The 20,739-nt window shown below is 59.1% G+C and carries 15 protein-coding genes and 1 pseudogene; all 16 read left to right on the forward strand.

Translation table 11 applies throughout. The annotated features are described in order from the left end of the window. The first annotated feature begins 9 nt into the window (after positions 1-9). The 16 genes and pseudogenes from AB4N42_RS11305 to fliD all read left to right on the forward strand — a co-directional run bounded on the left by AB4N42_RS11305 (position 10) and on the right by fliD (position 20,635). Complete coding sequence (locus tag AB4N42_RS11305; protein ID WP_323155092.1) at positions 10-1,575, forward strand: flagellar hook-associated protein 3; 1,566 nt, start codon at positions 10-12, stop codon at positions 1,573-1,575. Between the two features lie 94 nt (positions 1,576-1,669). Next, a pseudogene (locus tag AB4N42_RS11310) lies at positions 1,670-5,243 on the forward strand (glycosyltransferase). Positions 5,244-5,506: 263 nt separating this feature from the next. Then, on the forward strand, positions 5,507-6,280 hold the full coding sequence (gene rfbF / locus AB4N42_RS11315; protein WP_217860073.1) for a glucose-1-phosphate cytidylyltransferase: 774 nt from the start codon (positions 5,507-5,509) through the stop codon (positions 6,278-6,280). Further along, entirely contained in the window at positions 6,262-7,344 is a 1,083-nt protein-coding gene (gene rfbG / locus AB4N42_RS11320) for a CDP-glucose 4,6-dehydratase (RefSeq protein ID WP_460116194.1), read from the forward strand. The genes rfbF and rfbG overlap by 19 nt, the downstream gene beginning before the upstream one ends. Next, positions 7,341-7,901, forward strand: coding sequence for a dTDP-4-dehydrorhamnose 3,5-epimerase (gene rfbC / locus AB4N42_RS11325; RefSeq protein WP_460116195.1), 561 nt, complete (start codon positions 7,341-7,343; stop codon positions 7,899-7,901). The genes rfbG and rfbC overlap by 4 nt, the downstream gene beginning before the upstream one ends. After that, the gene (locus AB4N42_RS11330) at positions 7,898-9,124 is read left to right on the forward strand and encodes a methyltransferase domain-containing protein (RefSeq protein WP_460116196.1); all 1,227 of its coding nucleotides are present in this window, start codon (positions 7,898-7,900) and stop codon (positions 9,122-9,124) included. Before rfbC ends, AB4N42_RS11330 begins: the two co-directional genes overlap by 4 nt. Then, on the forward strand, positions 9,121-9,978 hold the full coding sequence (locus AB4N42_RS11335) for an NAD-dependent epimerase/dehydratase family protein (RefSeq protein ID WP_460116197.1): 858 nt from the start codon (positions 9,121-9,123) through the stop codon (positions 9,976-9,978). Before AB4N42_RS11330 ends, AB4N42_RS11335 begins: the two co-directional genes overlap by 4 nt. Further along, positions 9,968-11,038, forward strand: coding sequence for a class I SAM-dependent methyltransferase (locus AB4N42_RS11340; RefSeq protein WP_460116198.1), 1,071 nt, complete (start codon positions 9,968-9,970; stop codon positions 11,036-11,038). The genes AB4N42_RS11335 and AB4N42_RS11340 overlap by 11 nt, the downstream gene beginning before the upstream one ends. Before the next feature lie 16 nt (positions 11,039-11,054). Continuing rightward, positions 11,055-11,792 (forward strand): cephalosporin hydroxylase family protein, encoded by a 738-nt coding sequence (locus AB4N42_RS11345; protein WP_030141102.1) that lies wholly within the window; start codon positions 11,055-11,057, stop codon positions 11,790-11,792. Between the two features lie 51 nt (positions 11,793-11,843). Next, positions 11,844-14,777, forward strand: a complete 2,934-nt coding sequence (locus AB4N42_RS11350) for a TIGR00180 family glycosyltransferase (RefSeq protein ID WP_460116199.1) — start codon at positions 11,844-11,846, stop codon at positions 14,775-14,777. A gap of 229 nt (positions 14,778-15,006) precedes the next feature. Beyond that, positions 15,007-15,933 (forward strand): ketoacyl-ACP synthase III, encoded by a 927-nt coding sequence (locus AB4N42_RS11355; RefSeq protein ID WP_030141096.1) that lies wholly within the window; start codon positions 15,007-15,009, stop codon positions 15,931-15,933. Positions 15,934-16,017: 84 nt separating this feature from the next. Next, a complete protein-coding gene (locus tag AB4N42_RS11360; protein ID WP_030141095.1) occupies positions 16,018-17,310 on the forward strand; it encodes a motility associated factor glycosyltransferase family protein in 1,293 nt (430 codons plus the stop codon). Beyond that, entirely contained in the window at positions 17,307-17,576 is a 270-nt protein-coding gene (locus tag AB4N42_RS11365) for a hypothetical protein (RefSeq protein WP_030141094.1), read from the forward strand. Before AB4N42_RS11360 ends, AB4N42_RS11365 begins: the two co-directional genes overlap by 4 nt. A 253-nt stretch (positions 17,577-17,829) precedes the next feature. Beyond that, entirely contained in the window at positions 17,830-18,681 is an 852-nt protein-coding gene (locus tag AB4N42_RS11370; RefSeq protein WP_030141093.1) for a flagellin domain-containing protein, read from the forward strand. A 72-nt stretch (positions 18,682-18,753) separates the two neighbouring features. Next, positions 18,754-19,119 (forward strand): flagellar protein FlaG, encoded by a 366-nt coding sequence (locus AB4N42_RS11375; RefSeq protein WP_030141092.1) that lies wholly within the window; start codon positions 18,754-18,756, stop codon positions 19,117-19,119. A gap of 82 nt (positions 19,120-19,201) precedes the next feature. Further along, the gene (gene fliD, locus AB4N42_RS11380) at positions 19,202-20,635 is read left to right on the forward strand and encodes a flagellar filament capping protein FliD (protein ID WP_460116200.1); all 1,434 of its coding nucleotides are present in this window, start codon (positions 19,202-19,204) and stop codon (positions 20,633-20,635) included. Positions 20,636-20,739: the final 104 nt, after the last annotated feature.

Genomic DNA, 20,739 nt, shown 5'->3' on the forward strand with positions numbered 1-20,739 from the left:
CCGTAGCCCATGCGCATTTCTACTTCTCAGTTTTACGAAAGCACGGCTGCGAACTACCAGAAAAACTTCGCCAACGTGGTCAAGACCAGCGAAGAGGCCAGCAGCCTGGTGCGGGTGAACACTGCCGCCGATGATCCGGTCGGTGCTTCGCGCCTGCTGCAATTGGGCACCCAGGCCTCGATGCTGGCCCAATACGAAACCAACGCCAACACCATCAAGGCCACCCTTGGCACCACCGAAGCGGTGATGAACAGTATCGGCAACGTGCTGCAGCGCGCCAAGGAATTGGCTGTCGGTGCCGGCAACGCCGGTTACACCGACGCCGATCGCCAGGCCAACGCTTCGGAGCTGGCGCAGATCGAAGAACAATTGCTGAGCCTGATGAACAGCAAGGATGAAAACGGCAAGTACATCTTCGCCGGTTCCAAGGGCGACACCATCCCGTTTAGCCGCAACACCGATGGCAGCTACAGCTACAACGGTGACCAGGTGACGCTCGACCTGCCGATCGGCGACACTATGTCGATGGCCACCAACAGCACCGGCTGGGAAGTGTTCCAGCAAGCCGTCAACACCAGCCGCAGCCAGGTCACCCGCACCGCGCCGCCGGTGGATGATGGACGCGTGGTCTTGTCCAACGGCCAGGTGTCGTCCAGTGTCAGCTACAACAGCAAATTCCGCAGCGGCGAGCCGTACACCGTTGAGTTTACCAGCGGCACGCAACTGAAAATCACCGACTCGCTCGGCAATGATGTCACCGCCGAAGCCAGCCAGGGCGGTGCGTTCGACCCTAACAGCAAGAGCGGGCAGGCGGTCCAGTTCCGTGGCCTGGAACTGACCCTGAACATCAATCTTCAAACGGGTGATGTCCCTGGCACTGTGTTGCCAGGCCGTACTTTCACCCTGGCTGCCAAGCCGGACACCTTCGTTCCAATGCGCAGTCCCGGCAACCCGACCGCGGTACAGATCACCGGCAGCGAGATCACCGATCCGGTGGCCTACCATGCCAGTTTCCCGACGGGTGCGGCGGTATTGAAGTTCACCAGTGCCACCGACTTCGACCTCTACGCGGCGCCGCTGACGGCTAACAGCCAGCCTGTATCCAGCGGCACCCTGGCCGGTAACGTGGCCACCGCTTCGGGCGTGAGCTTTACCCTGAACGGTACGCCAGCCGCAGACGATCAGTTCAGCATCGCGGTCAACACTCACGAAACCCAGAACGTCCTGGACACCGTGAACCAGTTGAAGGCTGCCCTGAACACGCCTACCAACGGTGACCCGATAGCGTTGCAGAAGCTGCAGGCTTCGCTGGCGTCCGGTATCGGCAACCTGGCGAGCGGCACTGATCAGTTGTCCAGCGCCCTGAGTTCGGTAGGTGGTCGTGGCGCCGCTCTGGACACCCAGAGCGACACCAACCAGAGCTTGATCCTGGCCAACAACCACACCCAATCGTCAATCCGCGATTCCGATGCGGCCGAAGTGATGACCCGCCTGACGTTGCAACAGACCATGCTGCAAGCCTCACAACTGGCGTTCAGCAAGATCGCCCAGTTGGGTCTGTTCAACAAGATCTGAGCCGGTATCGACCGAGCCGCCAACCGTCTTTTTTTAAGCGGTTCCGGGGCTCCGACCTGAAAAGGCCGGGGCCCGCCGCTCGAGAGTTTTAACCGTGAAGTCACTTCCCCTCGTCAGCATCGTCATTCCTGCCTACAACCCTCGTTTTTTCGACCAGGCACTGCTCAGTGCCCTGGCCCAGACCTACGAAAACGTTGAAATCATCGTCTGCGACGATTCGCCTGGCGATGAAATCCGCGACATAGTCGCGTCTTTCAAAGAGCCGGCCCATCCGGTCCGTTATCTGAAAAACCCTCAACGGCTGGGGCTGCAGGGCAACCTGTTGCGCTGTGTCGAAGAGGCGCGGGGCGAATTCATCAAGGTGTTGTGCGATGACGACCGTCTGTTCGCACCAAGCATTGCACTGCAGGCCCAGGCGTTGATGGACCATGCTGACGCGAGTGTGGTGTTCGCGCTACGGCTGTTGTGCGATGCAGGCAACTTCATCTTGCCGCCCCGTGTGGACAATTGCCGCTTCTCGCCAAATGACGCCTTGCTCAAGGGCGACGACATGCTGGCGATTTTCGAGAGCACGCCAACCAACTTTGTTGGCAATTTCAGTTCGACCCTGATGCGCCGGGCTGATGTGCTGGAACTACTGCCTGCGCTTATTCAGGACGGTGCCGGTTTTGTCGCGGTGCTCGACTTCGCCTTGTTTGTCTGCCTGATGCGGCGCGGCAACCTGATTGCCTTGAATACCGTGTTGAGTATCGAGCGTCTCTACCCGGAGCGTTTGAGCAAGACCCCGGAAATGCTCAAGGCGGCAAAAACAGAGTGGGGATGGTTGGCGCAAATGCTGGTTGCGCGCAGCGGTGAAGCGGCTCCGGCTTCGGGCTGGGTGCGCTGCATCGATCTGAACAAAATCACCGATGAGCCTCATGCGTGGCAGGAGCTTTGCGTAACCCGCATATTGGGTAACCGCAATACTGTCGTGAACGGTCGAGTGGGGGCGCAGAGTGAGAGTTATGCGGGCTTCTATCGCGAATGGCTGGCTGTCCGTCGGTTCAGTGAGGTAGAGCGACGCGTCATGCCCGCACGCATCGATAGTTGGCCGTTTCGGCCGAACATCGTGCCACTGATCATCGATGCTGTCGGCGATGCGACATCGCTTGCGACGACGTTACGTAGCATCGAGGGCCAGCTGTATCCAGCCCAGGCCGTGGTGGTGCTTTCCGATGCTCATTGCGAAGCGGATGAGCGAGTACTGCAACTGCCTTATCAGGCCGATTGGCCGCGTCAGCTCAATGCCATCGTTCCGCAGCTGGAAGGCGCGCACTGGTTCTACGTGCTGCGCGCCGGCGACGTGCTGCGCGATTCGGCGTTGCTGATCCTGGCCGAGCGCGTTGCCGGAAGGCCGGGCATCCTTTGCATCTACAGTGATGAAGGCGCGTTGGTGGATGGGGAGTCCTTCGAGCCGGTGTTCAAGCCGGATTTCAACCTGGACTTGATGCGCGCCTATCCCTATGTTGGTCGGACCCTGGCTTTCGACCGTGAACGATTCATGGCCCTTGGTGGCTTTGAACCGAATCACGGTGAACTGGCCCCCCACGATCTGCTGTGGCGCCTGGTGGAAGAGGCCGGCCCCCAGACCATCGAACATATCGCGGAAATCCAGGTCGAGTCGGTCCTGAGCTTCGCCCAATGGTTGTCGCTGTCCGAGGTCATCGAGGGCAACGCCCGGTTGGTTGGCGCCCACCTGGATCGTATCGGCATCGATCATGAGATTTCCCCGGACACGTTGCCGTTGATCAACCGCATCAACTACCGAAACGGCGACCGCCCCCTGGTATCGATCATCCTGCGCACCGGTGATTCGCTCGCAGCCTTGCAGCGTTGCGCCGAGAGCCTGATCGAGCGCACCGTCTATCCTCATTATGAAATCCTGATCGTGGACAGCGGCGTTCGGGACCCGGCCATGCTCGATTGGCTGGAGAACATGTCGCAGTTGGGCGCGAGCATGTTGCGGGTATTGCGATACGCCGGCGAGGACAGTGATGCCGCGGTTCATAACTTTGCTGCTGGCCAGGCCCGGGGGGACTACCTGCTTCTGCTCAGTTCGCAGCTGGTTGTTTGCGAAAGTGACTGGCTGGACGAGATGCTCAATCAAGCGCAGCGCCCAGAAGTCGCCGTGGTCGGCGCCCGGATACTAAATCCCCAGGGCGCGATTGCAGGTGGAGGGCAGATTCTTGGGCTGGCCGGGCCCGTGGGCACGCCGTTCTACGGCGAAGCGGCGGCTTCGCGCGGCTACATGCAACGGTTGCATACGACCCAGAACTGGAGTTCGGTCAGCGGCGACTGTCTGATGGTGCGCAAACAGGTTTTCGATGAACTCGGCTGCCTGGACGATGCGTCCTTTACCCTTGGTCTCAGCGATGTCGACCTGTGCCTGCGCGCAGGTAAAAGCGGCTACCTTGTGGTCTGGACGCCTTACGCCACGGTCATGAAGGTCGACCCACAACTGACCGCTGCCCAATCTGAAGAACCCCCGTTGGTGGAGCGCGAGCGCGAAGTCTTTTATCGCAAATGGCTGCCGCAGGTTGCCCGGGATCCGGCCTACAATCCTGCGCTGAGCCTGGGGGCGTCCAGTTTCAGCCTGGAACCGTCGCTGCGCAATAACTGGAACCCGTTCTGCACCCGGGCCTTGCCATTGATACTTGGCTTGCCAGTCAACGCCACGGCGGTCGGTCATTATCGGGTCACGGCGCCGTTGGCCGAGTTGGAGGCCGCGGGACGGGTAATCGCCCGGGTCGCCTACGAGTCGCCTTCCACCGTCGAGATCGAGCGCCTGTCGCCGGATACGATCGTATTGCAGGGGCGCTACAGCGAAGGGGCCGCTCGGCGATATTCTTCGCATGAAGAAATACTCCGGTGCCTTGCGGATCTTCGAACTCGACGATTACGTCGTCCAGGCACCGAAGAAAAACACGCACGCGCGCAACAAGCCGGCCAATATCGAGCAGATGCTGCGTGAAGGCATCGGGTTGTGTGATCGCGTGGTGGTGACCACGGCTTCGCTCGCTGACGCCTTGTCCAGCATGCACAATGAAATCCGTATCGTGCCTAACATGTTGACGCCCGAGCCCTGGGCGAAGCTGACCAGCCGGCGCGGCACGTCCTCCAAGCCTCGCGTGGGCTGGGGGGGCGGGACCAGTCACAGTGGTGATCTGGAAATCATCGCGGATGTGGTGCGTGAGCTGGCAAATGAAGTGGAGTGGGTGTTCTTCGGTATGTGCCCCGATGCACTGCGTCCGTATATCCACGAGTTTCACAGTTCGGTCGGCCTGGGCACCTACCCATTCAAACTGGCCAGCTTGAACCTCGACCTGGCCCTGGCCCCGCTGGAATTCCACATCTTCAACGACTGCAAGAGCAACCTGCGCCTGCTGGAGTACGGTGCGTGTGGCTATCCCGTAATCTGCACCGACACCAAGGCCTACGACGGTTTCCTGCCCTGCACCAAAGTGCGCAGCAACAGCACCGAGGAATGGATCGCGGCCATCCGCATGCACCTGGCCGACCCGGACGCCAGCTACCGCATGGGCGACGAACTGCGCGAAGCGGTGTTGCGGGACTACATGCTCAGCGGCAAGAACCTGCAGCATTGGTTGTGGGGGTGGTTGCCGGATTGATCGTTGCCCTATGCAGCGTTCACCGTCGCGGTGGGGGAGTTGGCTCCCTCGCCACAAAGGCCGCGTGCGGCCGTCTGAGTGACTTCCACTGCCTATTCGTCCCGCCAGAGCTGGCGCGTTTCCTGCAAGACCCCCTCATATCGCCATAAAACGAGCGCTCGCGGCCTATCGCAGCGCTCGGATCGGCATCGAAGGTGTAATCCCCGTGCCCGCAAAGCGAAACAACGCTTGGCCGAGCCCGGTGATGAACGAGAGGGGAGACGATGAAGGCAGTTATCTTGGCAGGTGGTCTCGGCACGCGGATCAGCGAGGAGTCGCACCTCAAGCCCAAGCCGATGATCGAGATCGGTGGCAAGCCAATTCTTTGGCACATCATGAAGCAGTATTCCGCCCATGGAATCCACGACTTCGTGATTTGCCTGGGCTACAAGGGCTACGCCATCAAGGACTTTTTCGCCAACTATTTCCTGCACACCTCTGACGTCACCTTCGACATGTGCAACAACCGCATGGACGTTCACCAGAACTACAGCGAGCCGTGGCGCGTGACGCTGATCGACACGGGCGAAGAAACCATGACCGGCGGGCGTCTGCGGCGAGCGGCGCGTTACCTGGAAAACGAAGAGGCGTTCTGCTTCACCTATGGTGATGGCGTGTCGGACCTCAATATTGGTGCGCTCGTGGACTTTCACTTGTCCCACGGCAAGCTCGCCACCGTGACGGCGGTCCAACCTCCAGGACGTTACGGTGCGCTGGAGCGCGACGGTGATGCTGTCCTTGGTTTCACCGAAAAACCACGGGGTGATGGCGGTTGGATCAATGGCGGGTTCTTTGTGCTCTCGCCGAAGGTCTTGCCTTATATCGCTGATGACCAGACGTCCTGGGAAGCCGAACCGCTGGCGGCGCTGGCGACCGAGCAGCAGCTCCAGGCGTTCCAGCACGATGGTTTCTGGCATCCGATGGACACGCTGCGGGATAAAAACCACCTCGAAGCCCTGTGGCAAAGCGGCGAGGCCCCATGGAAGCAATGGTCTTGAACCCTGAGTTCTGGCGTGGCAAGCGCGTACTGGTCACTGGCCATACCGGCTTTAAGGGCAGTTGGCTGACGCTGTGGCTGCAAAGCCTGGGGGCCAAGGTCAGTGGTTTTTCCCTTGACCCGGCCACCCAGCCAAACCTGTTCGAACTGGCCCGCGTGGGCGAGAGCATTGATGACCGACGCGGTGACCTGCGCGACCTCGGCGCCTTGTTGGAGTTGCTGGCCGACGTGCAGCCGGAGATCGTCCTGCATCTCGCGGCGCAGCCGTTGGTGCGCGAAGGTTATCGCGATCCGCTGGGCACCTACTCCAGCAACGTCATGGGGACTCTCAACCTTCTGGAAGCGGTTCGCCAGGTGGGTGGTGTCAAGGCCTGTGTACTGGTCACCACCGACAAGGTCTATGCCAACCAGGAATGGTTATGGCCCTACCGCGAAAACGAGGCCCTCGGTGGTCACGATCCCTACAGCAGCAGCAAGGCCTGCTGCGAATTGCTAGCGCAGTCTTATGCCGCCTCTTTCTTTTCAGCCGAGCGCTATGCCGAGCATGGTTTGGCCCTGGCCACGGCGCGGGCCGGCAACGTGCTGGGCGGCGGTGATTTCGCACCTGAGCGCCTGATTCCCGACGTGCTTAAAGCCTGGTCGGCAGACGAGCCGGTGACGCTGCGTTATCCGCAAGCCGTTCGTCCTTGGCAGCACGCCCTGGAACCGTTGGCCGGTTACCTGCAATTGGCTGAGTGTCTGTATCAGCAGGGGCCGGAGTTCGCCGGTGCCTGGAACTTCGGTCCAAGTGAAGCCGACATGTGCAGTGTCGGTGAAGTCGTCCAGCTGCTGGCCGAGCGCTGGCCGCAAGCGCCGGGCCTGCGCATCGAGCCGAGCGACTTGCACGAGGCCGGCCTGTTGCGCCTGGACAGCAGCCGCGCCCGGCAGCTGCTCGGCTGGCAGCCGCGTTGGTCGTTGCAACAATGCCTGGCCCAGACCCTCGATTGGCACTTGGCGTGGCAGAACGGTGATGACATGCGTCAAGTCACCCTCGGCCAATTGAACCTTTATCGAGGCGCGTTGTGAGCGAGTTTTCCTTGATGGCATTGCCGTTGGCCGGTCTGTTCAGCGTCCAGCACAAACGTTTCGAAGACCAGCGCGGGCATTTCGCCCGGCTGTTCTGCGAGGGCAGCCTGAGTGCATTCGGCCAGCCGTTCCATATCCGCCAGATCAACCATTCCTGCACCCGTGAGCGGGGCAGTGTGCGTGGGCTGCATTATCAAAACGCCGCGCAACCGGAAGCCAAGCTGATTACCTGCCTGCGTGGCGAGGTCTGGGATGTAGCCGTGGATTTGCGTCCCGATTCCACGACATTTTTGCACTGGCATGCCGAGCACCTGAAGGCCGGCGATGGCCGCAGTCTGTTGATCCCGGCTGGGTTCGCCCATGGGTTCCAGACCCTGACCGACGACGCCGAGCTGCTTTACTTGCACAGTGCCGACTACGCCCCGGAACATGAGGGCGGCCTGTCGGTGAATGATCCGCGGCTGGCGATTGCCTGGCCGCTGCCTGTCAATAATCTGTCGAGCCGGGACAGCAACCATCCCTTGCTCGACGAAGGTTTCGCTGGAGTGCGTCTATGAATTGCCGAGGTTGCGGGACTGCCCTGGCTTTGCCTTTGATCGACCTTGGTACTTCGCCGCCGTCCAACGCTTATGTGCGGGCCGACCAATTGGACCAGGCTGAGCAGTGGGTGCCGCTCAAAGTCGCGGTGTGCCTGCAATGCTGGTTGGTGCAGACCGAGGATTACACACGTGCGGACGCGTTGTTCGACGCCGAGTACGCCTATTTCAGTTCGTTCTCCAGCACCTGGCTGGCCCACGCCGAGCGCTACGTCGCCGAGATGGTCGAGCGCTTCGACCTGAGTGCAGACAGTCGCGTGGTGGAAATTGCCGCCAACGATGGCTATCTGTTGCAGTACGTCGCCAAGCGCGGTATCCCCTGCCTCGGCGTCGAGCCGACGCGCAGCACCGCAGAGGCCGCCCGTGCCAAAGGCCTGGAGATCCGCGAATCGTTCTTCGGTCGTGAAACCGCCACGCAGCTGAGCAGCGAAGGCTGGGCAGCGGATTTGATGGCGGCCAACAACGTATTGGCCCACGTACCGGACATCAATGATTTCCTCGCCGGCTTTGCCACGCTGCTAAAACCGACCGGTGTCGCCACGTTCGAGTTTCCGCAACTGCTGGCATTGATGGCCGGGCAGCAGTTCGACACGCTGTACCACGAACATTTTTCCTATTTGTCGCTGACTTCCGTGCAAACCCTGTGCGAGCGCAACGGATTGGAAGTCTTCGATGTCAGCCAGCTATCGACCCATGGCGGTTCGTTGCGAGTCTTCGTCCAGCGTGCTGATGGAGTCCGGCGTCCGATCCAGTCCTCGGTGCAGCAACAATTGCAGGCCGAACGGGAGGCGGGCGTGAGAACCGCCGCGTACTACGCCACCCTGGCGCCGGCCGCCGAAGCGATCAAGCACGGCTTGCTGCGCTTCCTGTTGCAGGCCAAGGCCGATGGCAAGCGTGTGGTCGGTTATGGCGCGGCCGCCAAGGGCAACACCTTGCTCAACTACGCCGGGGTCAAGCCTGACTTGTTGGCGTGGGTGGCGGATGCCAATCCGCACAAGCAAGGTAAATATTTGCCGGGCAGTCGGATTCCTATCGTGTCGCCTGAGCGTATCGCAACAGAGAAGCCCGACTACGTGCTCGTCCTGCCCTGGAACTTGCTGAGCGAAGTCAGCCAGCAGTTGGGTGAAGTTCGCCAATGGGGCGGGCAGTTTGTCATCGCGGTGCCTGAGTTGACGCTGCTATGAAAGTTTTAGTGACTGGCGCCACCGGGTTTGTAGGCCGTCATCTGGTCGCGGCCTTGCTCGCTCGCGGGTGCCAGGTCCGGGCGGTTGCGCGCCGGGAAGAGCCGGCCAGGGAATTGTCCTGGTTCGACCATGTTGAATTCGTCGCGGCCGATGTCCACTTGAAAGAGCTGGACGTCGCTGCATTGGTCGAGGGTGTCGATGCCTTGGCGCATCTGGCGTGGCCGGGACTGCCGAATTACCAGGCACTGTTTCATTTCGAACATAACCTGATGGCCGATTATCAGTTCATCAAACAAGCGGTCCTGGCCGGGGTGGGACAGGTGTTGGTCACGGGTACCTGTTTCGAATATGGCCTGCAGAGCGGACCGCTCGACGAGCAGACTGCGCCACAACCGGCCAACCCTTACGGCTTGGCAAAAAATACCCTGCGCCTGTTTCTTGAACACCTGCAACGCGAGCACCCGTTTACGTTGCAGTGGGCACGTCTGTTCTATTTGCACGGCGACGGTCAGAACCCCAACAGCCTGCTCGCGGCGCTGGACCGGGCCATCGATGCCCAAGCACCGGTATTCGATATGTCGGGTGGCGAGCAGTTGCGCGATTACCTGGCCATCGAAACAGCGAGTGCTTATCTGGCAGGTCTGCTGTCGCGGCGCGACTTCAATGGTGTCGTCAATTGCTCAAGTGGCGAACCGGTGTCGGTTCGCGCGCTGGTAGAAGCACGGCTGCGCGAGCGTGGCGCGGCCATTCGCCTGAACCTGGGCCATTATCCCTATCCGACTCACGAACCCATGGCGTTCTGGGGCGTGGCCGAACGTTTGCAAACCTTGTTGGGAGCCGAACATGACGCGTGAGCTGTACCGGGCCATTGGCCTTCCGGTTCTGCAGAACCGTACCTTCGCCGATGAGCAGTCGGCCAGAGCCTCGGCGAGTGCCGACATGGTGTTGGTCCAGGACGAAGTGAGCGGATTGGTTTTCAACCAGGCGTTCGATGCCGACAAGCTCAGCTATGACAGCGACTATCAGAATGAACAAGCCCATTCCGCTCAGTTCCAGAAGCATCTTGCAGACGTGGAGGGGATCATCTGCCGGCATTTCAGCGGCCAGGAATTGATCGAGGTCGGTTGCGGCAAAGGCTATTTCCTGGAACTGCTCAAGGAACGTAGTTACGCGATCACGGGTATCGACCCGGCCTATGAGGGCGACAACGCCGACGTGATCAAGGCGCCGTTTACCCGTGACCTCGGGCTGTCGGCCGATGCGGTCGTGCTGCGTCATGTGCTGGAGCATATCCAGGATCCAGTGGGCTTCCTGGCTGAAATCGCAGCGGCCAACCGCGGCGGACAGATTTACATCGAAGTGCCGTGCCTGGACTGGATCCTGGAACACCGGGCCTGGTTCGATCTGTTCTATGAACACGTCAACTATTTCCGCCTCGATGACCTGCGCCGGATGTTTGGCACGGTGTATGAGGCCGGGCACCTGTTCGGCGGTCAATACTTGTACGTCGTTGCGGATCTGGCCACGTTGCGCCTGAAGCCGGAACAGCCCGTTCCAGCCTTGCAATTGCCCGACGGATTCACCGCCAGCCTCGGTCGCGCCGTGCAGATAGTCCAGGCTGCGCCGCAACGAGGCTCGGCGATCTGGGGCGCATCCTCCAAAGGCGTGATCTATTCACTATTCCTGCAACGAGCCGGTGTAGCGGTGGACTGCGTAGTGGACATCAATCCGGCCAAGCAGGGGCGATATCTGCCGCTGTCGGGTGCCCGGGTATCTTCGCCGCAAGAAGCCATGAGTGCATTGCCAGAAGGCGCCAACCTGTTCGTAATGAATTCCAATTACCTCGAAGAGATCAAGCGGATGACCGGTGGGCGCTACGTCTACCACGCCGTTGACAGCGCTTCGTTCCAATAACCGCGAGATTCGAAAAATGACCGACAACACTATCCATAAAGCTTTCGAAGCCCAATGCCAGACCGAAATCGCCGGGCAAGGCCAAGATCAGAAACTGGTCGGCCTGGCCAAGGAGTTTTTCAACGAGTCGGCCCGCCACAAGTACAGCTACCATTTTTCGTGGATGGGGCGGCCGATCATCCAACTGCCGCAAGACATGATGGCCATGCAGGAGTTGATCTGGCAGATCAAGCCTGACCTGATCATTGAATGCGGTATCGCCCACGGCGGTTCGATTATTTATTACGCTTCGTTGCTGGAGTTGCAAGGCCACGGCGAAGTACTGGGCATTGACCTGGATATCCGCCCGCACAATCGCGAAGCCATCGAGAGCCATCCGATGAGCAAGCGCATCTCGATGATCGAAGGTTCGAGCATCGATCCGGCCATTGCCGAGCAGGTGCATGCAGCAGCCAAAGGCAAGAAAGTCATCCTGGTACTCGATTCCAACCACACCCATGACCACGTGCTCGAAGAGCTGCGTCTGTACGCGCCGCTGGTTTCGGTGGGCAGCTATTGCGTGGTGATGGACACGGTGGTGGAAGACATGCCGGCGGACTTCTTCCCGGATCGCCCTTGGGGCCCGGGCGACAACCCGAAAACCGCGGTGTGGAAATACCTCGAGGAAAACGACGGTTTCGAAATCGACCAGCAACTGCAGAACAAGCTGCTGATCACCGTTGCTCCGGATGGCTATCTGCGTCGGGTTCGTTGATCCATCCGTTTCAAGTCATTAGCGTCTGGCAGGTTGTGGGGACTAGGAAATATGCAGGTTCGAAATACGCTTCAAAACAACGTGGCACCGCTGGGCGAGCGGTTCACCGTGGTGGTCATCTCCCACAACCGCAGCGCATTCCTGCGCCGCACATTGCATTACTACAGCAGCTACCCGTGCTCGGTGCTGGTGTTGGATTCGTCAGTGGAGCGGGATGATCAGATCGCCGAGGGTTTTCCGTCGGTCGATTACCGCCACTTGCCTCAGTTCACCTACAAAGGGCTGCAGGAAAAATTGACCTATGGTGTCAACCAGGTCAAAACGCCTTATATGGTGTTCGCCGCCGATGACGATTTCCTTTTGCATGATGCCTTGACCGAGTCGGTGGAGTTTCTCGAAGCCAACCCCGACTACGGCCTTTGCCACGGCTACGGCATCATGTATTTGTCCTGCGCGACGGAAGTCTGCTATTTCCGCCGTGACCGCAAGGTGCACGAGGACTACGACAGCGAACTGGCCGAGGACCGTGTGATCCGTTTCATGGATCAGTTCCTGCCGCCGTTCTACGCCGTGACCCGCACTGACCTGTTGCAACAGTGGTACGGCATGCTGCCGCCAGGCACCAGTTTCGAGTGGCAGGAAATCGGCCATACCTTTTACCTGCTGGCTTGCGCCAAGGCACGAATCCTGCCGATTCCGTTCGCTGTGCGCGAACTCAACTACGGCGGTTCCGAACACAACACCAACGTGCTGACGGTGCTGAGCTACAAAGACGCCAAAAGCGTCGCCGAACGTGAGCAGTTCGCCGAGTTCCTGGCATCCGTGCCAACCCAGCTCAGCGAGCAGGCTCCAGAGCGCATCAAGCAGATCGCTTTGGACAGTTTTGCGGCCATGGCCGACTGCTTGCAGCAAGGGCGTTCGCTCAAGGGAACGCAGATCATCCGTTCGGCATGGCTGGAAGCAGGGGGCGAGCCGATACGTTCGTTCGGCCCGCAGCAGTTTGTCGAAATGCCATTTTATAATCAGAAGGTGTTCGATCTGCTGACCCAGTTTGAATTCCTGCTGCATGCCATGCCAGCCGGTCGCCTTCAGCTTCAACAGTTGGAAGGTATCTTGTTGCGTCAGCATGAATTGATGCGTGTTCAACCCAACGATAACGAACGCACCCTACGCAGCCGTCTATGGGAAGCCCAAGGGCTGTATGCGTTCAACCGCACTGTGGTCAAGCGCCTGGCCGAGTCGTTGAAAAACAGCGATGAGCCTGATGAGGCAGTGAAACTCCAGGCCTGGGCTGAGCGTCTGGACTCGGTGCCAGGTCAGCAGGATCGCCGCTTGCTGGAAAATATGCACTCCGGTCGTTTGTTGAATTGGCTTGAGGTGCGTAATCCGGATGCGCAGCAGCTCGAGTCCATCGCCGCCCACCTGGCCGAGCATCAGGGTGGGCCGAAGTTCGGCATCCTATTGCTGGACCTGGACGCTGACATGTTCAAGCTGCAGGCGACCTTCGACAGCCTGGTCAACGGCCACTGCAAGGCGTTCAACGTGGTGGTCTTCACCACCGGCGACCTGCCGGCGACCACGACCGTGCGCGACACGGTGCATTTCGTAAAAGTCAGCGTCACCAACTATGTCGAGCGCATCAACCAGATCATTGGGCAGTCCTCTGTCGACTGGATGGTGCTGGCCGAGGCCGGTGACCAGTTCACTCAAAACGGTCTGCTGCGCGCCAGTCTTGAACTGATCGGTGCCGACGGCGTGCGCGCCGTGGCCATGGATGAAATCCAGCGCAAGGCCGATGGCAGCCTGGTCGATGTGTTCCGCCCTGGCGTCAATCTCGACTTCCTGCAATCGGTGCCTTCTCTGATGGCGCGGCATTGGCTGATTCGTCGTGAGGTGCTGGTACAGGCGCGCGGATTCACGCCTGAATACACCCAGGCCCTGGAACTGGACGTGCTGTTGCGTCTGATCGAGGACGCGGGGCTTGCCGGCCTGGCGCACCTGTCCGAGCCGTTGCTGATCTGCAACGCCCCGGCGCAAGAGGAAAATGCCCAGGAGCGCCAAGTCCTGACGCGCCACCTGGCGGCCCGAGGCTATCGTGCCCAGGTCACTTCGGCGCAACCATTGACCTATCAAATCGACTACCAGCATGCCGAGCGGCCGTTGGTATCGATCATTCTCGAAAGTCGGGACAACTTCGAGCAGACCCAGCAGGCGTTGGTCAGCGTGCTGCAGCGCACCCGTTATCATCGCCATGAAATTCTGATCGCCGATAACCATAGCCAGTCCGAAGCAATAGCCCAGTGGCTCGACAGCCTGGAAGGCAAGGGCGACCGGATTCGTATCCTGCGCAGCGATCAGCGCCTCAGCACGTCGGCCCTGAATAACTGGGCAACTGCCCAGGCCAAGGGTGAGTACCTGGTATTTTTGTCGGCCGAGGCTCAAGTGATCAACGCCAACTGGCTCGACAGCCTGCTCAACCAGGCCCAGCGACCGGAAGTGGGGATCGTCGGCAGCAAACAGATGGATATTCGTGGTATCACCACCCAGGCTGGCCTGGTGCTCAAGCCCGATGGCCAGGTGGCCTCGGTGTTTGTTGGCGAACGCAAGGACGCCAAGGGTTATCTCAACGGCCATCAAGCGGAACAGAACTACTCGGCGGTATCCGGCGTTTGCCTGATGGTCCGCAAAGACTTGTTCGAAGCCGTAGGCGGACTGGATGAAGAACATTTCGCCGAGGCTTTTGCCGACGTCGACCTTTGCCTGAAAGCGGCTGATGCGGGTTATCTCACGGTCTGGACACCCCAGGCGCAGATGCTGCATGCCGGTACGTTCCCCGATGTGCCGGAGGCGGTCGAGGCCTTGCGCAGCAAGTGGCAGGCGCGCTTCGACCATGACGCGGCCCGTAACCCGAACCTGGCCTTGACCGGCACCGGTTTTGCGCTGGGTACTGCCACAGCTGTCGATTGGGCGCGGTTGCTGGCATAGCCCGATGCCTCCCTCCATTGTCGAATAAGCCCTCGCAAAAAAGGGCTTATTCGGCAATTTAGCGTGACCTGCGAGTCATAACGCGCATCTTCACTGTATTGTATTGACCGGGAAGATGGCGCCTGGCCCTTATCAGGACCAGTGATAGCCCTTTACACTTCCCGATTGTCGGCGCCCCTCGATTCCTTGCGAGCGGTGGTATTGGGCTGTTTTTGATTGGGAAGCCGTAATGATTGGCATAAAAAGCATTGCGAGCTACGTTCCTGTAGCCGGCGTGGACAATTACGCACAAGGTGCAAAATTTGAAAAGGATGAAGAATTCATCCTCGGCAAGATCGGTTCCGCTTTCTTGCCACGCAAGGATGACGGCCAGGAAACCTCGGATCTGTGCGTCGAAGCGGCCAATGCGTTGTTTGCCAGCAATCCCGATCTGAAGCGCGAATCCATTGATGTGCTGATCGTCGTCACCCAGAACGGCGATGAAGAAGGCTTGCCCCACACTGCGGCTATCGTTCAGGACAAGCTTGGCCTGCCCACCAGCGTGGCGGCGTTCGATATTTCCCTGGGTTGCTCGGGTTATGTCTATGGCATCTACGCCATCAAGGGTTTCATGGAAGCCGCCGGCCTGAAGAACGGCTTGTTGGTGACCGCCGATCCGTATTCGAAAATCGTTGATCCGGAAGACCGCAATACCACGATGCTGTTCGGCGACGCCGCCACAGCTACGTGGATGGGCGAGGATGCGCCGTGGCAACTGGGCAAGGCCAAGTTCGGCACGGACGGTTCCGGTGCGCCGCACCTGAAGGTCAGTGACGGTGTGTTCTTCATGAACGGGCGCCAGGTGTTCAACTTCGCGTTGCTCAAGGTGCCGGCACATTTGCATGAGCTGTTGGCCGATTCCGATCTGCAACCCAGTGACATTGATGCGTTTTGCATTCACCAAGGCAGCGCGGCGATCGTTGATGCCGTGGCGCGGCGTTTCGAAGGCGAGCCGGAGAAGTTCATCAAGGACATGGTCGAGACCGGCAACACCGTGTCGTCGAGCATTCCGCTGCTGCTGGAAAAGCATGTGCTCGATTCCGACTGGAAGCGCGTGGCATTGAGTGGTTTCGGCGTAGGTCTGTCCTGGGGCTCGGCGATCATCTATCGCCCGTGAGCCGATAAAACCCGGGCACAAAAAATAGCGTCCAAGGTGTAACCTTGAACGCTATTTTTTTGCCTGATGCAAAAGCGAGACGCCATGAGCGAGTACTTTGAGCGCAACCTCCAGGTGATCCAGCAGCGTTGGCCGGCCTTGGCCGAGCGTCTGTTGCTGGAGGACGTGGGTGGGTTGCAGGCTGATCTGGTCGAGGGGCTTGGATCGACCTTGAGCATCAACGGCATTCAGTTGACCAGTCGCCATGACCGACTCGCCGAGGCCGACTTGCAAGCCGCCAGCTTGCCGTTGGAGGCTGCGATTGTGCATGTCTATGGCACGGGGCTGGGGGATCTGCAAGGCCGGCTATTGGAACGGGCAGGGCTTGAGAAACTGTATGTGCATATCCTCAACGGTGCGGTGTTCGCCATGGTCCTGCAGCTGCTGGATCAATCGCCCTGGCTTGCCGATCCGAGGGTGGTATTGCTCTACGCCGGTGATCTGGCGGAAATCCAGTTGCCATTTTTCGCACTCCCCGCCGAGTTGGTGCTGGCCGATGATTACAACGCCAAGATTCGTGATCGCTTGATCAGTGAGATTCATCTGGACTTCACCAACCAAGCGTTCGATCCCCAGTCCCCTGAGATTGTCGAACGTCTGCAATCGACGTTCAGCCTTGTGCAGGAAGATCGTGACGTTGCCGAGTTGTTCGGCACCTTGAAGGGGGGCGAGGCGTTTGTCATTGCCACCGGTCCCAGCCTTGAGCGGCACTTCGAGAAATTGCGTCACCTGAGCCAGCAAGCCGAGCGACCGTTGTTGATTTGTGTCGATACGGCTTACCGACCGTTGATCGACCATGGCATTGCCCCGGATATCGTGGTCAGCATCGACCAGCGTATCTCGGCGCGCCATCTTCCGCCTGAAAGCATCGACAACATTGCGTTGGTCTATCTGCCAATGGCCGACCCTGCGGTGATCGGAGCGTGGCGGGGCGCGCGCTACGCTGGGTATTCATCAAGTCCTGTCTATCGGGAGATGCGCGAGCAACTGCGTCGGGCCGAACTCCATGTAGGCGGCAGCGTGATTCACCCGGCCGTCGACCTGGCGGTGAAAATAGGCGCTGCGCAGGTCACGCTTTTCGGCGCCGATTTTGCCTTTCCCCATGACAAGACTCATGCAGGTTGGGGTGATGGTGACCTGGGGCCGCAACTGGGGGCGTCCAGGCATTGGGTGCTTGACGGGCATGGTCGGCGAGTCAAGACCCAGCTCAACTTCCGCAGCTATCTTTGCGAGCTGGAGCGTTTTATCGCCGGCCACCCCCAGGTGCGTTTCTTTAACAGCAGTCGGGACGGGGCGATGATTGTCGGCACGGATTTCCACCCGGAGTATGTGCAATGATCGAACTCGAAAGAATGATCGGTGACGCCCGCAAGTGCGCACGCTTGTTTCGTCTCGGACGGGACGTTGAGGCAGGCTTGGCGATGGTCACGCTGATCGAGTCTGCGCAGCCCCTGGTCGAACGGATGCCAGGCGAGGTCTCTTCGTCGTGGAGCGAGCTGCTTGCCCTGATGCTTGATAATCAAGAGGCGCAGAACTGGATTTCGCTTGCTGATTATCTCGAATACGAGTGGGTCCAGCTGCTGACCGCTGGTCAGTCTCTCTAGCCTTCTTTTACAGCTTCACCGCTGTAATGCGCTTCCACCGACGTCAGCGGCGCTTCCCTGACGCCATTTTTCCAACCTTGAATCGCAGCCAAGTCCTTGATTTACGAGGGGTGGCACGCTGATGGCAAAATTTTTGAAAAATCTGCTAAAGCAAGTTCCGAATACGACGATAACTATTACGAAGGTTCTCTAGGCCACACCCGGCGGTTGCCAGGGCCGGAAGCCGCAGTACCCAACCAACGAGGAATTCGTCATGGCTTTAACAGTAAACACCAACGTCACATCGTTGAACGTTCAGAAGAACCTGAACCGGGCTTCCGATGCTCTCTCCACTTCGATGACTCGTCTGTCTTCCGGCCTGAAAATCAACAGCGCTAAAGACGACGCCGCCGGCCTGCAGATCGCTACCCGTATGACCTCGCAAATCCGCGGTCAGACTGTTGCGATCAAGAACGCCAACGATGGTATTTCCATCGCTCAGACCGCTGAAGGCGCTCTGCAGGAATCCACCAACATTCTGCAGCGTATGCGTGAACTGGCCGTACAGGCACGAAACGACTCCAACGGTACTGCTGACCGTGTGGCTCTGAACAAAGAATTTGCTCAGATGTCCGACGAACTGACTCGTATCGCTGATTCGACCAACCTCAACGGCAAAAACCTGATCGACGGTTCCGCTGGCACCATGACCTTCCAGGTCGGTTCCAACACCGGTGCTACCAACCAGATCACCTTGACTCTGGACAGCGGCTTCGACGCTGCAACCCTGAGTGTTGACTCTGCTGCAATCGCCATCACCGGTAGCGACAGCGCCACCGCTGAAGCAAGCACCTCTGCTGCAATCGACGCGATCGACGCTGCTCTGGCGACCATCAACGCCAGCCGTGCTGACCTCGGTGCTGCACAAAACCGTCTGACCAGCACCATCTCCAACCTGCAGAACGTGAACGAAAACGCCGCTGCTGCACTGGGTCGCGTACAAGACACCGACTTCGCTGCTGAAACTGCCCAGCTGACCAAGCAGCAGACTCTGCAACAGGCTTCCACTTCGGTTCTGGCCCAGGCCAACCAACTGCCATCCGCTGTACTGAAGCTGCTTCAGTAATAGCCGGATGAGTTTTAGCGGGGGAGTGCGCTTGCGTGCTCTCTCGCTTTTTCCGTTCAAGAGGTGATGGACATGGATATGAGCGTGAAGCTGAACTTGTCTTATCCGGCGGCGAAACCGGCGCCCAGTGTGGCCGATAAGCCCGTGGAGAAGCCTCGGGCCGAGGTTGCTGTGGTAGCTCCGGTCAAGGAAACCCCTAAGGATGCTGCTTCCGAGCAGGACAAACTGAAGAAAGCGGTTCAGGAAATCGAGAAGTTCGTCCAATCGGTCAAGCGTAACCTGGAGTTCTCTATCGATGAGCCTTCAGGCAAAGTAGTGGTCAAAGTGATCGCCAGTGGTTCCGGTGAAGTGATTCGCCAGATCCCGAACGAAGAAGTTCTGAAGCTGGCTAACAGTTTGAATGATGCAAACAGCTTGTTGTTCAGCGCCGAAGCCTGACAACCGGCACGAATTCTGTTGTTATGTTCTTTTGGGCGTTGTAAAGGTCAAAAGGCCGGCGACACACTGAAGGGAGTCCCACATGGCAAGTCCAATTCTACCTGGCTTGGGTTTAGGCTCTGGCCTCGATACCACTGCTATCGTCAAGGCACTGGTTGATTCTGACAAAGCGGCCAAGCAAGGTCAGATTGACCGCGCCACCAAGACCAACACAGCCAATATTTCGGGTATTGGTACCCTGAAATCACTGCTGGCTACCTTTCAGTCCGCGCTTGAAAGCCTGGGCAGCACGACCACGCCACAATTCACCGGGGTTGCTGCCACTTCGGCCAATAACACTGCCTTGACGGTGACGGCCGGCAACTCGGCGGTAAGCGGCACTTACGCGGTAAACGTCACTCAATTGGCGACGTCATCAAAAGTCGCTACCGCCGCGTTCGCGGGTGGCGCTTCCAGTGTCGTAGGGGCGGGCACGCTGACGATCAGCCAGAGTGGCAAGGATTACACGATTGATGTTCCGGCGGACGGGACGCTGCAGTCGGTTCGGGATGCGATAAACAGCAAGTATTCCTCCAGCGGCCTGACCGCCAACATCGTCACCGACAACTTTGGTTCCCGTCTGGTAGTGGGTTCGACAAAGACCGGTGCCGGCAGCGATATTTCGCTCAGCGGTATTGCCAGTCTGGCGGCCGACGGCTCTACGTTGATGGGAGCGCCCAGCGCAACCTCTTCGGGCTCGATCGGCCTCGCTCAGGACGCGAAGTTCACTGTCGACGGGCTGGCTATGACCAGCCCGACCAACAAGCTGGATAACGTTATTTCAGGCTTGAACATGACATTGCTCGTCGCCGGCTCCGGTCCGACGACCGTCACGGTGGCCACCAACGCCGACGGCCTGAAAGCTTCGATCCAGAAATTTGTCGATGCTTATAACGCCATTGCCAAGGCAGTCACCTCTTTGACCAAGCCTTCAACGGATGCTAACGGTAATTCGGTTCCCGCAGCATTGACGGGTGACTCGTTGCCGCGCTCTCTGTTGGCAGCCATTCGTGCGCCGTTGTCCGAAACCGGGGCGGGCGACAAGCTGACCGTTTTGTCTCAACTAGGCATCACCACTAACCAGACAACGGGTGCTCTTGATTTCAACAGTGCGAAATTCACTGAAGCGTTGAATACCAAGCAGTTGGGTGGCGAAGTCCAAACGCTGTTCACTGGCGAAAATGGCTTGATTGAGCGTATGCAGAACGCGCTCAAGCCCTATACCGAGACCGGCAAAAAAGATTCCAACGGCAAGGCTGTCGATAACATCCTGACGGCACGCTCCAAGAATCTGGAAATCCTCAAGGCGAAACTGGGCGAGGATCAGTTGGCCTTGGACCGTCGGATCGAAACCCTGACTGCCGTGCTGACCAAAAAGTACAACGACATGGACACCTTGGTCGGCAAGCTGAAGGCCACCGCTAGCAACATCACCTCCATGTTTGAAGCGCTGACAGCACAGCAGAAAAACAGCTGATTCTGACTGATGCAAAAAAGCCCGGCGACGTCTTGCGACGTTCCGGGCTTTCGGCTTTTTCGGTCTAAAGTTTTTTGACGCAGCGTCGATACGCTGTTTATACG

The sequence above is a fragment of the Pseudomonas sp. H2_D02 genome, assembly GCF_054677635.1.

Bases quoted from the DNA above. Each gene is read 5' to 3' on its own strand.
- AB4N42_RS11350 (WP_460116199.1), top strand. From the start codon at position 11,844: ATGCAGGTTCGAAATACGCTTCAAAACAACGTGGCACCGCTGGGCGAG.
- AB4N42_RS11345 (WP_030141102.1), top strand. From the start codon at position 11,055: ATGACCGACAACACTATCCATAAAGCTTTCGAAGCCCAATGCCAGACC.
- AB4N42_RS11305 (WP_323155092.1), top strand. From the start codon at position 10: ATGCGCATTTCTACTTCTCAGTTTTACGAAAGCACGGCTGCGAACTAC.
- AB4N42_RS11330 (WP_460116196.1), top strand. From the start codon at position 7,898: ATGAATTGCCGAGGTTGCGGGACTGCCCTGGCTTTGCCTTTGATCGAC.
- AB4N42_RS11335 (WP_460116197.1), top strand. From the start codon at position 9,121: ATGAAAGTTTTAGTGACTGGCGCCACCGGGTTTGTAGGCCGTCATCTG.
- AB4N42_RS11360 (WP_030141095.1), top strand. From the start codon at position 16,018: ATGAGCGAGTACTTTGAGCGCAACCTCCAGGTGATCCAGCAGCGTTGG.
- rfbF (WP_217860073.1), top strand. From the start codon at position 5,507: ATGAAGGCAGTTATCTTGGCAGGTGGTCTCGGCACGCGGATCAGCGAG.
- AB4N42_RS11375 (WP_030141092.1), top strand. From the start codon at position 18,754: ATGGATATGAGCGTGAAGCTGAACTTGTCTTATCCGGCGGCGAAACCG.
- AB4N42_RS11355 (WP_030141096.1), top strand. From the start codon at position 15,007: ATGATTGGCATAAAAAGCATTGCGAGCTACGTTCCTGTAGCCGGCGTG.
- AB4N42_RS11365 (WP_030141094.1), top strand. From the start codon at position 17,307: ATGATCGAACTCGAAAGAATGATCGGTGACGCCCGCAAGTGCGCACGC.
- AB4N42_RS11370 (WP_030141093.1), top strand. From the start codon at position 17,830: ATGGCTTTAACAGTAAACACCAACGTCACATCGTTGAACGTTCAGAAG.
- rfbG (WP_460116194.1), top strand. From the start codon at position 6,262: ATGGAAGCAATGGTCTTGAACCCTGAGTTCTGGCGTGGCAAGCGCGTA.
- fliD (WP_460116200.1), top strand. From the start codon at position 19,202: ATGGCAAGTCCAATTCTACCTGGCTTGGGTTTAGGCTCTGGCCTCGAT.
- AB4N42_RS11340 (WP_460116198.1), top strand. From the start codon at position 9,968: ATGACGCGTGAGCTGTACCGGGCCATTGGCCTTCCGGTTCTGCAGAAC.